Raw genomic sequence first — 14,615 nt, 5'->3', positions numbered from 1 at the left:
AACCAGGCGGAGGCCTGGTTTTTTATTATTACATTTTCAAAAGCAACCGAGTCACAAATGATGGCATCGCTTTTTGCAAAGATCGGTACATTAGTCCATTGAAATAAAAGAAATAGCTGATCCAGCCGCCTGCTTTGATGACTTTTTTGGCAAGCTTCCTGACATCCCTCTGCTTGCGGACCTTGGAATCGGATAAATAGATGCCAAGCAAGCCGCGATTGATAAGCTGATGAAATCCTTTGTGGGGAAGAAACTCGGTATGCCTGTCCGCTTCCACGACAAAATGCTTTAAACGATTAAACAGGGTTTCCTGGTTTTCATAATAAAAGCAGAAATTTAGGTCGCCTCCGGCCATATCCTCCTCTTGGTCAATAAAATAATCCAAAAGAATATGCAGGCCTTGTATATAAGGGAAATAGCCATTGCGGATATTTTCAGCATCGCTAGCTGTAAAATCATCGCGCATCGCGTAAGACACTAGGCAAAATATTCCTAATGTTGAACCCGAGCAGGCTGAGAACTCGTACCACTCCATTTTCGGCAAGTGACTTTGATGGCGTTCAAACCAATTTTCAAGCCTAGGCACCCGTTCTTCCTTTTTTACATGCTTGTGAATTTGCAAATCACAATAGTATTCGCAAAGTTCAAGCAGATATTTCTTTATAAATTCATAATGCTTCAATTCCCTTAAAACACTGCGGCATGTCTCTGATAAATCATTTAAATAACCGCCGTCATCCTGGTCCTCGCGAAGGCGGTAATAGTTTTTCCGATCCGCATGTAATATAAGGGCATCCGACATCGATTCATGAAGAGCCGCAAAATCATTTGGATCAAGTGATGTGCTCCGGTCACAAAGATTGTCCAAGTAATCGCTAATCGTTTGGTAGGCGACGATAAACTTGACCGCATTTTTATAGTGCTCATTTGCGGTCAAAGCCATTATGGCACCGCCTTCACAATGAAATGTCTTGTGCTCGATGCTAGCAAGTGCCTGCTTCCTTAGTTCCGGATTAGGAATTTTTTCGGCGCGATTTTTCCAATACGCCAATTCTTGATGGACAGTCGGAATGATTTTGCGATAGACCCTCGACATAAGGGTGATTGGCTTCATGGAAAAAGTCCCCCTTTCTAAACAATATAACCAATAGCTTTTAGCTGGCTGTGGACAAAATCCTTAGCGTATTCAAATACTTCTTCCCGTTCCGGTTCATTAAAAATTTCATGGTAACATTTCGGCCATTCTTTAAATCTTTTTTCCGATAATGGCGCATGATTAAACCATTCTTTCACTCTGACTTTATTAACAATTTTGTCATCCCCGCCCTGCATCACCAGCATGGGGACATCCCGTGTTTTTCCGAGGCTCTCGAAGGCTTGTTTAATACCATCCGCAAGTTCACGATACCATCTTACTGAAACTTTTGTCACGTATAGAGTATCATTCGAATCCGCTTCCCTGACATCCTCATTCCTCGTTGCCATTTGTACTGTCAGCCCTGAATTCATTCTAAAGGACGGAAAAACCACATTTAAGGCATATGAAAGAAAGTTTAACAATTTGGATGGCGGCTTAATCAAGCCTAAACATGGAGAGGACAATATCACGCCAGCAATGTTTACTCTTTCTTCTTGAAGGAGTCGAATAGTAATTAACCCGCCCATACTATGTCCCAGTAGAAAAACAGGCAATTCATAACGATAGGCTGCTTGAACCCAATCCTTTACTTCAAATATGTATTCATCAAAGGAATCGATATGTCCTCGGCGCGATCGTGTTGTCATTCCCTGTCCGGGAAGGTCGGCCATAATGACATGAAAGCCGGACGTGCGCCACATCTCAATCAGCCATCCGTAGCGGCGATGGTGCTCCATGGCGCCATGAACCATGACAATAACAGCCTTCGCTTCCCCTTCTGCTTCCCACTTCCACATAACTGATCCCCCTAAAACGTTATCATTTTTTGTATTTTACCATATAGGAAAGACGAATAAGAATCTAAATGAATTTTTTAATTGCAATATTTTTTGTAATTCCTTGTATTGATTCGTTAAAATAGAATTATCATTCAAAAAGGAGCGAGTATGATGATTTACCCTTTTAAAGATAAATACCCTGTCATTGCCGACACTGCCTATATTGCAGATTTTGTAACTATTACAGGGGATGTTGAAATCGGCGATGAATCCAGCGTCTGGTTTAATTCCGTTATTAGAGGCGATGTAGCGCCGACTAGAATCGGTAAGAAAGTAAACATCCAGGACAATTCAGTACTCCATCAAAGCCCAAATAACCCTCTAATATTAGAGGATGAAGTGACAGTTGGCCATCAGGTCATATTACATAGCTGCATCATCCGAAAAGGGGCACTTATCGGAATGGGATCGATTATTTTGGATCAGGCGGAAATTGGCGAAGGTGCCTTTATTGGTGCTGGCAGTCTTGTTCCGCAAGGCAAAAAAATCCCTCCTAATACATTAGCATTTGGAAGACCAGCTAAAGTTATTAGGGAAATCTCTCCTGAAGACATTAAGGAAATGGAAAGAATAACAAGAGAATATGCGGAAAAGGGTCAATTTTATAAATCCCTACAAAAAGGCACCCAATCTTAAACGATGGGTGCCTTTTCTTTTCCATTTATCTACTCGCTAATACTGAATCTTTTTTATACTCGCTTTGAAAGGAGTACACTCCTTCAACATACACCTGATGCCAAACCATAAACATAAGAACAGTCCAAATCTTTCGGCTGTTGTCAGCTTTATCCTGACAATGGTCATCAAGAAGCTTTAACAGGTACGTCTTATTGATTAAATGGTCTGTCTGGCTTTCACGAATGATATTTTTTGCCCAATCATTCATCTCAGCCTTTAGCCAGTGGCGGATAGGAACAGGGAAGCCAAGCTTCTTCCGGTTTAGAACATGATCAGGAACGACCCCTTCGGCAGCCTTCCGCAAAACGTACTTAGTAGTGCCGTTAGCTGTTTTCAAGCTAGTTGGGATTTTCGAGGCCGTTTCAAATACTGCCTTATCTAAGAACGGCACGCGCAGTTCCAATGAATGAGCCATCGTCATTTTATCAGCCTTTAGCAAAATATCGCCGCGCATCCAAGTATGGATATCGATATATTGCATCCGGTCAACCGGATCATAGCCTCTTGATTCCTCATAAAGAGGCTTGGTGATATCGGTATAGTTCAAGCCCTCACGATAGACACTCAATAGCTCACGTTTTTCCGCTTCGTCGAACATCTTGGCATTACCAATGTAGCGCTGCTCCATCGGTGTCACCCCGCGTTCAATAAAGCTCTTTCCTTTCATCCCTTCCGGAAGCATATCGGCAATTCCTTTTAGAAGGACCTTTCCGACTCTAGGAATTTTATTAAAAATCTCCAAATCGCCAGGTTCGCGGTAAATATTATAGCCGCCAAACAATTCATCAGCGCCTTCGCCTGAAAGAACAACCGTAACATGCTTTCTCGCTTCACGGGCGACAAAATATAATGGAACACATGCTGGGTCGGCAAGTGGGTCATCCATATGCCAAATAATTTTAGGAACTTCTTTCATATATTCCTCAGGCGTAATGATATAACTGATGTTTTCCACGCCAAGCTTTTCAGCTGTTTCCTTGGCGACATCAATTTCGCTGAAGCCATTGTGCTCAAATCCGACGGAAAACGTTTTAATAGCCGGATGGAATTGCTTTGCAATCGAGGCAATGATGGAAGAGTCAATCCCACCTGATAAGAAGGATCCAACCGGAACATCACTGCGCATATGCTTTTCAACCGAATCAAACAGAATATCACGGATTTCCTTTACGAAATCATCTTCCGATTTTAGTACCGGGTGAAAATGTGCCTTCCAGTAGCGGTTCATTTCCATCTTCGAGCCTATTTTTTTTGTAAAATAATGGCCTGGTTCAAGCTTTTTAATTCCTTCAGATAGGGTATCAGGTTCTGGAACAAACTGATAGGTTAAATAATGCTGCAAGGAATCATAATCCAGCACATCATTTTTAAGAGCCAGCAAAATGCTCTTTTTCTCAGAAGCAAAGAAGGTTCTGTCACCATCCTCCATATAAAAGAATGGTTTAATTCCAAACGGATCTCGTGCCCCATAAAGTGTTTGTTCCTGCTTATCCCAGATAACAAAAGCAAACATGCCGCGCAAGCGTTCAACTGCTTTTTCCTTTAGATGGCTGTAGAGGGCAATGATAACCTCTGTATCAGAGCTTGTGGAAAAAGTTAGTCCTTCTTTTAGCAACTCTTCACGTAGCTCGACATAGTTATAAATTTCACCGTTAAAAATAATCCAGTACCGTTCGTTTTCATACGTTAGCGGCTGGTGCCCGGATTCAATATCAATGATACTTAACCGGCGGAAACCAAATTGAATATGATCATCATAATAATAACCATCATCATCTGGTCCACGATGGGTTATAATATCGTTCATATTTTTAAAAAGCTGCTTTTCTTCGTCACGATAATTTTGCGTTTTGTCATGTACACAACCGATAAAACCGCACATTATGTACCTCACCTACTCTATTTCAAAATATCCTTTTGTAAAAACATACTCTCTAATACTACCACTTTTTTTTCAAAAATGGCACTGTGAACAAAAGGAAAATCATGTATCATCATTTTTCACTTCAATAGTCCTACTTAAACATTTTATTCCAGTTTTTAAAACACTGAACAAGAAATTAGACGATTAATGAAAAATGGGAGTTACACCTTAATGCAACTCCCACTCCCTATTATTTTCCTGCTGCCTTCTCACGTAATGCATCTGCCTTATCAGTGCGTTCCCATGGAAGATCAACATCCGTACGTCCAAAATGTCCGTAAGCTGCTGTTTGCTTATAGATTGGGCGGCGTAAATCCAGCATTTTAATGATTCCAGCAGGGCGAAGGTCGAAGTTTTTACTTACTAAGTCAACCAATACCTCTTCGCTGACTGTGCCTGTGCCAAAAGTATCGATGGAAATCGATACCGGTCTTGCTACACCAATCGCGTAGGCAAGCTGTACTTCACATTTTTCAGCTAAACCTGCTGCGACAATATTTTTTGCAACATAACGTGCAGCATAAGCGGCAGACCGGTCAACCTTTGTCGGATCCTTACCGGAGAAGGCGCCGCCGCCGTGACGGGCATAGCCTCCGTAAGTATCCACGATAATTTTGCGGCCTGTCAACCCTGCATCTCCCTGCGGTCCGCCGATTACGAAGCGGCCGGTTGGATTTATAAAATATTTTGTATTTTCATCGATTAATTCTTTTGGAACAACCGGATTAATGACATGTTCCTTGACATTACGCTGAATTTGCTCAAGTCCGATTTCCGGATGGTGCTGGGTGGAAATAACAATTGTATCAATCCGAACCGGTTTGTTGTTCTCATCATATTCCACTGTTACTTGTGTTTTTCCGTCCGGACGAAGGTATGGAAGGATATCGTCTTTTCTAACTTCTGTCAACCTGCGGGCAAGCTTATGGGCCAATGAAATGGGCAGTGGCATCAGCTCTTTTGTTTCGTTACAGGCGAAGCCGAACATTAAGCCTTGGTCACCTGCACCAATTGCTTCAATTTCTTTATCTGACATTTGACCTTCACGCGCTTCAAGGGCTTGATTGACACCCATGGCAATATCAGGAGACTGTTCATCAATAGAGGTTAAAACGGCACAGGTTTCAAAATCAAAGCCATATTTCGCACGTACGTAGCCAATTTCTTTAATCGTTTCACGAACAATTTTGGGAATATCTACATATGTGGAAGTGGTAATTTCGCCGGCAACCAGGACTAAGCCTGTCGTTACTGATGTTTCAGCAGCCACACGGGCATTTGCATCCTTTGCTAAAATGGCGTCTAAAATAGAATCAGAAATCTGGTCACAAATCTTATCAGGATGACCCTCAGTTACTGATTCGGAAGTGAACAAATGGCGTTTTGTTGACATCTGAATTCCTCCTATAATAATGAAATAATGAGGCTGCTTTTTTCAAAGGTTAACACCCTTTCCAAAAAACCTCCATTTTGATACGGAACTCATCCCTAATAGTATGAAATAAACATCAGGTTTTTATGAAATACTACCGAAAAATACCCAAACGAAATTCTTTAGAAGATTAGTAAAGCGATTCAAACGGCACGTGCGTTCGCCAAACATACAAAAAACCTTTCCATGAGGAAAGGTTGAATGCAAACATTTTGCGTGCCTTTCACTCTTATCGTTCAAGGACAAGCCTTGCATCAGGTTGAGCACCTTTGCCCGAAAAATGACCAATATAGGCATTTTCCTAGTTGCAGGTTGCTGGGTTTCATAGGGCCTGTCCCTCCACCAGCTCGGGATAAGAGAGTATCCGTTCAAGCTTAAATCATACCTCAGATTCTTAAAGTATGTCAATGTATTTTTTAGCAACATTAACCAAAATATACAATGGAGTATGATACAAAATATGCTTAAACTGTTTTTTTCATGACTTTTTAATCACCTTTAGAATAAGGTATAAAATACAGCATAATTTCGTCAATTAGTATAGACTATTATTTTAATTGTGTTATACTATTCAATATTAATATACCAAATTAAAAAAACCATAAAAAGGAAGGTTCATTAAATGAATTCTGTTCATATCCCGAATGAATTAAAGGAATTACTTAATGAAAGTAATGTCCAAGTCCAATTATCTGTGCCGCAGCTAGTTGAAAAAATCCTCAGCAGAAAAGAAGGGACACTCACTTCCACCGGAGCGGTTCGTGTTTCAACAGGAAAATATACTGGGCGGTCTCCAGAAGACAAATTCACTGTTTTGGAGGAGTCAACCAAAGATAAAATTGCCTGGGGCTCCTTAAATCAGCCAATCTCACAAGAGACTTTCGATCATCTTTATAATAAGGTATTAGAATACTTAAAACAGCAAGAAGAAGTTTATGTATTTAAAGGCTTTGCTGGTGCTGATAAGAAATCACAACTGCCGATTCAAGTCATAAATGAATTTGCTTGGCATAATCTTTTTGCCCACCAGTTGTTCATTCGGCCTTCGGAAGATGAACTTCTGACTCATGAAGCTGAATTTACAGTAATTTCTGCCCCTAATTTCAAAGCAGACCCGGCAGTCGACGGTACGAATTCTGAAACCTTCATTATTATATCATTTGAACGCCGCGTAGTTCTAATTGGAGGAACTGAATATGCGGGGGAAATGAAAAAATCGATTTTCTCTGTCATGAACTATTTACTGCCTGAAAACAATATTTTCTCTATGCACTGTTCAGCGAATGTCGGCATTGAAGGGGATGTAGCATTATTCTTCGGTTTATCCGGAACTGGAAAAACAACTCTTTCCGCAGACCCTAATCGCCGTCTAATCGGTGATGATGAGCACGGCTGGTCATCAAATGGCGTCTTTAATATTGAAGGCGGCTGCTATGCAAAATGTATCAATCTATCACGTGAAAAGGAACCGCAAATCTTTGATGCCATTCGCTTCGGAACCGTTCTCGAAAATGTTGTGATCAACCAGGAATCAAGAATTCCGGATTACGACGATGGAACATTAACAGAAAACACTCGGGCCGCATATCCAATGGAGGCAATTGATAATATTGTCCAGCCTAGCATTGCCGGCCACCCAAATACCATTGTGTTTTTAACTGCAGATGCATTTGGCGTTCTTCCGCCAATCGCGAAATTAACAAGAGAACAAGCGATGTACCATTTCTTAAGCGGATTTACATCAAAACTTGCTGGCACAGAGCGCGGCATTACTTCACCACAGGCAACCTTCTCGACCTGTTTTGGTGCACCATTCCTGCCGCTGCCGGCTACACGCTATGCCGAAATGCTAGGAGAAAAAATCCTTGAGCATAACGTTAATGTGTTCTTGGTTAATACTGGCTGGACTGGCGGGGAATACGGCGTCGGCAATCGTATGAAACTATCATATACAAGAGCAATGGTGCAGGCAGCTCTTGAAGGAGAACTTAATCACGTAGAAACCGTTAAGGATACATTCTTTGGCCTAAATATCCCGCTCCATATTGCGGGGGTCCCTGATGAAGTGCTACAGCCGATTAAAACATGGGCGGATCCTAAGGCCTATGAAATGAAGGCAAAGGAATTAGCAGGTCAATTCCGTGAGAACTTTAAAAAGTTTGCTAACGTTGCTTTGGAGATTGAAGAAAAAGGCGGACCAATTGCATAAATGCCTAAGGAAAAAGAGGCTGTACCGTAATTCGGTCAGCCTCTTTCTTTATTTTCCATCGGTTGGTTTCCTCACTTCAACAGCCTGTGATTGCTGGAGGACAGTAAAGCGATATTTGCCGCTTTTTTTAATTGTAAACCCGCCGCCATAATCAGTAATATGCTTTCCATCAGTGGTTGTATAGTCTGCAGCCTTCTTAAAAGTAAATGTCGTTGCCTCAGCAGTTTCTAATTGAAATATCTCCAATTCTATTTCGTCAGGAAGATTGCTGCCTTCGACTTCGATAACCTCGTGTTCATAAAAGCCTGCATAAAGGTCCTCCGCAGAAATCATTAGTGTCGATTTCCCAATTGAGATATATGGCTCCTTTACATATATGGAAAATTCACCGATTTGCTTGCCGCCAACTGTGAATTGAAGATTCCAAACTCCTGAAAAAGGCAATGGCTCGAAGCTTGTTACAGTGTGGGCATCCGTACCGTAGATTCCTCCAGATAAAGGAGTTTCGGCAAGGTGCTCTTTCACTCCTGTTTTAACGTGGACCGCATCGACCTTGAGAGATTTCGAATAATCATATTTTCCCCATAAAAAAATCATCATCTTAGCAACGGTGCCTTTATCTTTTGCAATCCAGTCCAGAGGTGCAAGCAGGCTCACCTTGTTTGGGATACCAAAATTACTATCTGCATAAATAGGTTTCCCCTCTTCATTCATTAATGCAAAATAATCACCCTCTTGGGCTTTAGTTATAACGGAACTGCTGCTGCCGAGATTCTTTTCCTCCGCTGTATTCGTAAAATAGAAAATCGGGGCAATAAGAGCAAGAATGAACAATGCTGCCACAGCCCCCAGTCTTTGGATGTTAAACGGCTTTCTTGGCTTGACTGTGCCTGCTTCACTAATCCTTTTTAACATGTCCGTTCTCTGTTTTGTAGAAAGCTCATGTTTCGGAAAATCCGCCATCATTTCCAGTAGCTCTTTATCCGATAAATTGCTCAAAATATTCACCCTCCTTTAACTGCTCATTTAGTTTTTTCACAGCCCGAAAAAAGGTAACATTCACTTTATTTTCTGACCAGCCAAGAATGTGGCCAGTTTCCTGTGAAGAAAGCTCTGCAATGCCCTTAAGTAAAATTACATCCCGATAATTTGGCTTTAGTTCATTAATCGCTTCATATAAGCGGGCATACTCCTGCTTTTTTAAGATTTTCTCTTCTGTTTGATGTTCTTTTTGATCAGGTGATTCTTGATTTAATCGTTCCTTCAGCTTTTGCCATACAGATTTTTTTCGATATAAATCAATGGCTGTATTTCTTGCAATGGAAATAAGCCATGTTTTGGGACTTGCTTCATTTTTAAACCGGGAATAGGCTTGAAGTGCACGTAGAAAAGTTTCTTGTACCAAATCCTCAACATCTGTCGTTCCGGTATAGTAAACAAGAAAATTGGTGACGTCCTTCTCATAATGAATAAACCATTTCTCTATTTGCTGAATCCCTTCCAACCTTAGCCCCCCTCTCTATTTGTTAATCTATATATAAGACGCTATTGTTTGGCAAATCTTACACGTTTCCAAAAGAAAAAAAGCAGGTGATAACACCTGCTAGTTCGTTGAGTTTAAGGATATTAATTGATATGTTAGCGTTGTGCGGCTGTTTTCCCATTCGACTTTTTTTATTAAAGCTGTCCCATTTGAGATTGTGTCCAGTGTTTTTCTGACATCCACAGGGATTTCAATCGGGTATAATCTGTATCCTTCTTTCACAAGTACAAACAGATTTTCTCCAATCCTTTTTTCATTCCCTTTTGTGACGATTAATGTATTTAATTCAAGAGGCATACCCATAACATATCCGCTCCTCTGCTATTTATATCTATATATTACCATTATTTGTTCTGCATTTTCATCCACTTCGTCAAATCTTCCACTACTTTTCGGTTAATTGCAGGCGGAAAATAATGTGTGAAATGATCAAAATACCAGCATTCGACTGGCTTGTCCAGACTTCGCAGCCTTCTTTCAAGACGATAGGCGTGTTCAACAGATACATTTTGGTCGTTTGCTCCATGAATAATCAGGACCGGGGCAGCCAGCCTTTCAAGCTCGAATAAAGGCGTTCTTTCTTGATATCGGTCCGGGAATTTCTCCGGTGTCCCGCCGATGACCCGTTTCATCATCCTTCGTAAATCCTTCCGCTCATAGTAGGTCAAGCTCATGTCACTAACACCGCCCCAGGTGACTAAGGATGATGCATCTGGGAATTCAATCCCCGTCAAAAGCGCCATTACCCCGCCTCGTGAAAAACCAAAAATATGTATATGTTTCACTTGGGGCAATGATTTTAACAATAGATAGGCGGAGTAAGCATCTTCACGGTCCTCCCCTGCAAAATCTTCATTCCCCTCCCCACCTTGGTTTCCACGATAGTAAGGAGCGAAAACGATAAAACCTTCCTGAGCAAACTGGGCAATCCGTGCCGGCCGAACTTTGCCGACGCTTTTGATTCCTCCCCGCAAATAAAGAAATCCGTCATGTACCTGTTCATTTATGGGTTCTGCCAGCATCCCCTTCACGCTTAATCCATTTGAAAAGTAGGTAATCTCCTTCAAAGCAACGTTTGGATTTGGGGATGGAAACCGCTTCATCTCAATAATTTTACCGTTAAATTCAATCATTTGTATCTAATCCTTTATAAAAAAATTCCCGAACTGGGCATTCACACATTTTTTTCTTTTTCATACGATATTCTAGGCAATCAGCCCAGATAAGGAGGTTAATTTTATGAAAAAATGGTCAAAAATCAGTTTCTCCTTTCTCCTCATCAGTATACTTATGTTTTCCCTAATTGCTTGTAATAAAGATACCGCGAAAGAACCGAAGAAACTGGAAAAGGTCCGTATTGCAGAAGTTACCAGGTCAATCTTCTATGCCCCTCAATATGTTGCTTTATCAAAGGGATTCTTCAAGGATGAAGGTCTTGATGTCACACTAACGACCACACCAGGCGGTGACAAGACAATGACTGCCCTCATCTCGGGCGGCGCAGATGTGGCTCTGGTCGGCTCGGAAACTTCCATTTACGTATATGCTCAAGGGGCAAACGATCCGGTCATCAATTTTGCGCAGCTCACCCAGACTGACGGCACCTTCCTTGTTTCAAGAGAAAAAAATGACAATTTCTCATGGGATCTATTAAAAGGTACGACCTTCCTTGGCCAGCGTAAAGGCGGCATGCCGCAAATGGTTGGCGAATTCGTGTTAAAGAAGCATGGAATTGACCCGCATAAGGATTTAAACCTAATCCAAAATATTGACTTCGCAAACATCGCCAATGCTTTTGCTTCAGGAAGTGGAGAATTTGTTCAATTATTTGAACCAACTGCCAGCATTTTTGAAAAAGAAGGTAAAGGTTATATTGTTGCCTCCTTCGGAAAGGAATCTGGGCATGTTCCGTATACAACCTTCATGGCTAAACAGAGCTATATAAAAGATAACAAAGGCGTTATCGAAAAATTCACAAGAGCAGTCTATAAAGCTCAGCAATGGGTTCAGTCCCACAGTGCTGAGGAAATTGCTAAAGCCGTAGAACCATTCTTCCCTGATACAGACCCTGAAATTATGAAAACTGTTGTCGATCGTTATAAGGGCCAGGGGTCCTTTGCCACAAATCCAATTCTTGATGAAGAAGAATGGAATAATCTGCAAAACATCATGAAGGAAGCCGGGGAGCTTCCAAAAGAAGTAAAACATGACACGCTGGTCAATACAGAGATTGCCGAAAAAGTCATGAAAAAATAACTCCGAAAGGGAGGCCGGCACATGAGCTTCTTAAAGGTTCAGAATATACAACACACGTATTTTACCAAAGACTCGAGAACTACGGCCCTCTCCGATATTTCGCTTACGGTTGAGGAGGGAGAATTTGTCTCCATCCTCGGCCCTAGCGGCTGTGGAAAGACGACTTTGCTATCCATTATTTCAAGCTTGATTAAACCAACTCAGGGGACTGTTTTGCTGGAAAATAAGCCTGTATCGACCGCAAATAACGATATTGGCTACATGCTTCAACAGGACTATCTGTTTCCTTGGAAAACAATCGAAGAAAATATCCTTTTAGGCCTTAAATTATCAAAACAGCTGACTGAAAAAAACAAGTCAGCTGCTTTAAACCTGCTCCAGCAAATGGGCTTGAGCGATGTTGAAAAACAACTGCCTAAACAACTGTCCGGCGGCATGAGGCAGCGAGTTGCTCTTGTAAGGACGCTGGCAACTGAGCCAAAGCTTTTGATGCTTGATGAGCCTTTTTCCGCACTCGATTATCAAACGAAGCTTAAGCTTGAGGATCTTGTTTCGCAAACATTGGATGAGTTTGGAAAGACCGCTATTTTGGTCACACATGATATCGGGGAAGCCATTGCCATGAGTGACCGTGTTTACTTACTGTCATCTCGCCCTGGAAGAATTCACAAAACGTTTGAAATGCCTGAGGAACTGAAAACATTATCCCCATTTAATTCCAGAAACCATGAAGCATATCCAAGTTTATTTCAAACGATATGGAAGGAGTTGGAGTCTCTTGAACAAGGAAACGGATAAGGTGGAACTCCTCCATAAAAATTATATTCGTTCATTACAGGTTGAAAAAAGGTGGATACGGTTTTACCAAGCCATCATTTTCCTGGTCTTTTTCTCAAGCTGGGAGCTTTTTAGCACAAAACAGTGGATTGACCCGCTCATTTTCAGCTCTCCATCGAAAATTTGGATTCTGTTTATTAATAAATTACAGGATGGTTCACTTTTAACGAATTTGGGTGTGACCTTAACTGAAACGGTATTTGGTTTTATCTTGGGAACCTTTCTAGGTGTGCTTCTCGCCGCAATCCTGTGGTGGTCACCGATGATTTCCAAAATCCTTGACCCCTATCTAGTTATCCTAAATGCGATGCCAAAAGTGGCGCTTGGCCCCGTTTTGATCGTTGCTTTAAGCCCGGGGTACCCGTCCATCATCGCGATGGGCGCAATTATTTCTGTCATCATCACAACCATCGTTGTATACACAGCCTTTAAAGAGGTAGACCCCAATTATTTAAAGGTGCTGCAAACCTTTGGGGCGACCAGATTTCAATGTTTTAAGGAAGCCATTATTCCCGCCTGCTTCCCAACTATCATTTCTACCTTAAAGGTCAATGTCGGACTTTCATGGGTTGGCGTCATAGTAGGGGAATTCCTCGTTTCCTCTAAAGGGCTTGGCTATATGATTATTTACGGTTTCCAGGTCTTTAATTTTACCCTTGTCTTTTTATCGCTATTGGTTATTGCCGTGTTCGCCACGATTATGTATCAGCTTGTTGATTTTCTTGAAAAAAAACTTATCAAAGAATAGGGGATTGCATCAAGGCATTCTTCTATTCTTTTTCGTTCTTAAATACCTTAACGAATTTCAGGCATTCCTCTACAACTCGGTCCTTCATGATAAAGCTGTATTCCTCACCATACCGCTTCTTAAGGAGGTCTCCTTTGATCCTAACAGGTCCGTTTGTCTCGTGATAGCTGCCTGTCTCCTCCATCCTTTTGACTTTCCCCCAGAACACAGCTTTAACAAATGAACCATTTTCCTCATACACCTTATACTCAGCCAGATACATTAAATCCGAAAAAAATATTCCGGCTTCTTCATATGCTTCACGTTTAGCTGCTTCCTCCAAAGTTTCGCCCGGTTCCCTTTTGCCGCCTGGAAATTCGAGTCCTCTTTTTTTATGGTTCGTTAAAATCCACTCGTCACCGAACTGACTGATGACAAGAACATGTTTTACTTCATCTGAAAAGGCGTCTTTCTTAAAGGCCATTTCCACGGTATTTCCGTGATCATCCAAAAAACGAATCATACCTCTTCCCCGCTTTATTTTTTGATTTAAGTATAAATGAAAAAAGGAAAATCCTAAAGGCAGGGATTTTCCTTTCATTGTTTATGAGTTGGGTAAGATATTCATGCTTTCAATATGCTTTTTTGCTTCCTCGTCACCAAGCTTATGAATCATTCCGTAAATTTGCTGCATAGTGTTGTCATAATCATCATTCTCACGGTCATAATGATACTGAACATATGGTGTATGTGCTCGAAAAAAGTTTTTCCACTCTGTCGAATAATTTTGATCGAATAACTCACGCAGCTGAGTGATTTCTTCATCATTCGCTTGAATTTGATAGCTCCAAGTTGACGAAGTGGCACTTTGTGAAATCTCGCCTGTTCCAATATCTATATAATAGGTTTTCTTCTGTTCACTCATGATTTCATCCCCTTTTAATCTTTAGTAATCCACAAAAATAAAAAATTTATTCGATTACAAAATTCGATTTATTTTTTATAAATGAATACGTTATAATAATCCTAATA

15 protein-coding genes and 1 riboswitch are annotated in these 14,615 nt (G+C 41.1%); of the genes, 5 read left to right on the top strand and 10 right to left on the bottom strand.

The window, feature by feature from the left end:
* Positions 1-28: 28 nt before the first annotated feature.
* Positions 29-1,114, bottom strand: coding sequence for a tetraprenyl-beta-curcumene synthase (tbcS, locus tag KHA99_RS23035; RefSeq protein WP_213119840.1), 1,086 nt, complete (start codon positions 1,112-1,114; stop codon positions 29-31).
* A gap of 17 nt (positions 1,115-1,131) precedes the next feature.
* Positions 1,132-1,935: an alpha/beta hydrolase gene (locus KHA99_RS23030; RefSeq protein WP_213119839.1), complete on the bottom strand. Its 804-nt coding sequence runs from the start codon at positions 1,933-1,935 to the stop codon at positions 1,132-1,134.
* Between the two features lie 153 nt (positions 1,936-2,088).
* Between KHA99_RS23030 and KHA99_RS23025 the strand changes: the two genes are divergently transcribed.
* Positions 2,089-2,613: a gamma carbonic anhydrase gene (locus KHA99_RS23025; RefSeq protein WP_213119838.1), complete on the top strand. Its 525-nt coding sequence runs from the start codon at positions 2,089-2,091 to the stop codon at positions 2,611-2,613.
* A gap of 25 nt (positions 2,614-2,638) precedes the next feature.
* Here the strand turns inward: KHA99_RS23025 and asnB are convergent, their stop codons facing one another.
* Both asnB and metK read right to left on the bottom strand, forming a co-directional pair.
* Positions 2,639-4,537, bottom strand: a complete 1,899-nt coding sequence (asnB, locus tag KHA99_RS23020) for an asparagine synthase (glutamine-hydrolyzing) (RefSeq protein WP_213119837.1) — start codon at positions 4,535-4,537, stop codon at positions 2,639-2,641.
* A gap of 232 nt (positions 4,538-4,769) precedes the next feature.
* On the bottom strand, positions 4,770-5,972 hold the full coding sequence (metK, locus tag KHA99_RS23015) for a methionine adenosyltransferase (protein ID WP_213119836.1): 1,203 nt from the start codon (positions 5,970-5,972) through the stop codon (positions 4,770-4,772).
* 265 nt (positions 5,973-6,237) lie between these two features.
* Positions 6,238-6,370, bottom strand: a riboswitch (SAM riboswitch).
* Positions 6,371-6,633: 263 nt separating this feature from the next.
* Here metK and pckA point away from each other — a divergent pair.
* Positions 6,634-8,220, top strand: coding sequence for a phosphoenolpyruvate carboxykinase (ATP) (gene pckA / locus KHA99_RS23010; RefSeq protein ID WP_213119835.1), 1,587 nt, complete (start codon positions 6,634-6,636; stop codon positions 8,218-8,220).
* Between the two features lie 48 nt (positions 8,221-8,268).
* On the opposite strand, the gene KHA99_RS23005 is transcribed toward pckA, so the two are convergent.
* The 4 genes from KHA99_RS23005 to KHA99_RS22990 form a co-directional block, all read right to left on the bottom strand.
* A complete protein-coding gene (locus KHA99_RS23005; RefSeq protein ID WP_213119834.1) occupies positions 8,269-9,219 on the bottom strand; it encodes a hypothetical protein in 951 nt (316 codons plus the stop codon).
* Complete coding sequence (locus tag KHA99_RS23000) at positions 9,200-9,724, bottom strand: RNA polymerase sigma factor (RefSeq protein WP_213119833.1); 525 nt, start codon at positions 9,722-9,724, stop codon at positions 9,200-9,202. The genes KHA99_RS23005 and KHA99_RS23000 overlap by 20 nt, the downstream gene beginning before the upstream one ends.
* Before the next feature lie 99 nt (positions 9,725-9,823).
* On the bottom strand, positions 9,824-10,066 hold the full coding sequence (locus tag KHA99_RS22995; protein WP_213119832.1) for a DUF2584 domain-containing protein: 243 nt from the start codon (positions 10,064-10,066) through the stop codon (positions 9,824-9,826).
* 41 nt (positions 10,067-10,107) lie between these two features.
* Positions 10,108-10,896 (bottom strand): alpha/beta hydrolase family protein, encoded by a 789-nt coding sequence (locus KHA99_RS22990; protein WP_213119831.1) that lies wholly within the window; start codon positions 10,894-10,896, stop codon positions 10,108-10,110.
* 106 nt (positions 10,897-11,002) lie between these two features.
* Between KHA99_RS22990 and KHA99_RS22985 the strand changes: the two genes are divergently transcribed.
* From KHA99_RS22985 to KHA99_RS22975, 3 genes are read left to right on the top strand one after another with little or no spacing between them, the layout of a single operon-like run.
* Positions 11,003-12,019 (top strand): ABC transporter substrate-binding protein, encoded by a 1,017-nt coding sequence (locus KHA99_RS22985; RefSeq protein ID WP_213119830.1) that lies wholly within the window; start codon positions 11,003-11,005, stop codon positions 12,017-12,019.
* Between the two features lie 21 nt (positions 12,020-12,040).
* Positions 12,041-12,817, top strand: coding sequence for an ABC transporter ATP-binding protein (locus KHA99_RS22980; RefSeq protein ID WP_213119829.1), 777 nt, complete (start codon positions 12,041-12,043; stop codon positions 12,815-12,817).
* Complete coding sequence (locus KHA99_RS22975) at positions 12,798-13,604, top strand: ABC transporter permease (protein WP_249366875.1); 807 nt, start codon at positions 12,798-12,800, stop codon at positions 13,602-13,604. Before KHA99_RS22980 ends, KHA99_RS22975 begins: the two co-directional genes overlap by 20 nt.
* A gap of 22 nt (positions 13,605-13,626) precedes the next feature.
* On the opposite strand, the gene ytkD is transcribed toward KHA99_RS22975, so the two are convergent.
* Together ytkD and KHA99_RS22965 are read right to left on the bottom strand one after the other, a co-directional pair.
* On the bottom strand, positions 13,627-14,106 hold the full coding sequence (gene ytkD, locus KHA99_RS22970) for an RNA deprotection pyrophosphohydrolase (protein ID WP_213119827.1): 480 nt from the start codon (positions 14,104-14,106) through the stop codon (positions 13,627-13,629).
* Positions 14,107-14,187: 81 nt separating this feature from the next.
* Positions 14,188-14,508: a hydrolase gene (locus KHA99_RS22965; protein WP_213119826.1), complete on the bottom strand. Its 321-nt coding sequence runs from the start codon at positions 14,506-14,508 to the stop codon at positions 14,188-14,190.
* Positions 14,509-14,615 lie beyond the last annotated feature (107 nt).

Origin of the sequence: Neobacillus rhizophilus, from assembly GCF_018343535.1 — a bacterium.
Classification (GTDB): Bacteria; Bacillota; Bacilli; order Bacillales; family Cytobacillaceae; genus Neobacillus; species Neobacillus rhizophilus.
This window is presented reverse-complemented; position numbering and strand designations above follow the sequence as displayed.

What these genes read in the sequence shown, in the direction of transcription:
- tbcS (WP_213119840.1), bottom strand. Translation starts at nt 1,114, where the DNA reads ATGAAGCCAATCACCCTTATGTCGAGGGTCTATCGCAAAATCATTCCG.
- KHA99_RS23030 (WP_213119839.1), bottom strand. Translation starts at nt 1,935, where the DNA reads ATGTGGAAGTGGGAAGCAGAAGGGGAAGCGAAGGCTGTTATTGTCATG.
- KHA99_RS23025 (WP_213119838.1), top strand. Translation starts at nt 2,089, where the DNA reads ATGATTTACCCTTTTAAAGATAAATACCCTGTCATTGCCGACACTGCC.
- asnB (WP_213119837.1), bottom strand. Translation starts at nt 4,537, where the DNA reads ATGTGCGGTTTTATCGGTTGTGTACATGACAAAACGCAAAATTATCGT.
- metK (WP_213119836.1), bottom strand. Translation starts at nt 5,972, where the DNA reads ATGTCAACAAAACGCCATTTGTTCACTTCCGAATCAGTAACTGAGGGT.
- pckA (WP_213119835.1), top strand. Translation starts at nt 6,634, where the DNA reads ATGAATTCTGTTCATATCCCGAATGAATTAAAGGAATTACTTAATGAA.
- KHA99_RS22995 (WP_213119832.1), bottom strand. Translation starts at nt 10,066, where the DNA reads ATGGGTATGCCTCTTGAATTAAATACATTAATCGTCACAAAAGGGAAT.
- KHA99_RS22990 (WP_213119831.1), bottom strand. Translation starts at nt 10,896, where the DNA reads ATGATTGAATTTAACGGTAAAATTATTGAGATGAAGCGGTTTCCATCC.
- KHA99_RS22985 (WP_213119830.1), top strand. Translation starts at nt 11,003, where the DNA reads ATGAAAAAATGGTCAAAAATCAGTTTCTCCTTTCTCCTCATCAGTATA.
- KHA99_RS22980 (WP_213119829.1), top strand. Translation starts at nt 12,041, where the DNA reads ATGAGCTTCTTAAAGGTTCAGAATATACAACACACGTATTTTACCAAA.
- ytkD (WP_213119827.1), bottom strand. Translation starts at nt 14,106, where the DNA reads ATGATTCGTTTTTTGGATGATCACGGAAATACCGTGGAAATGGCCTTT.
- KHA99_RS22965 (WP_213119826.1), bottom strand. Translation starts at nt 14,508, where the DNA reads ATGAGTGAACAGAAGAAAACCTATTATATAGATATTGGAACAGGCGAG.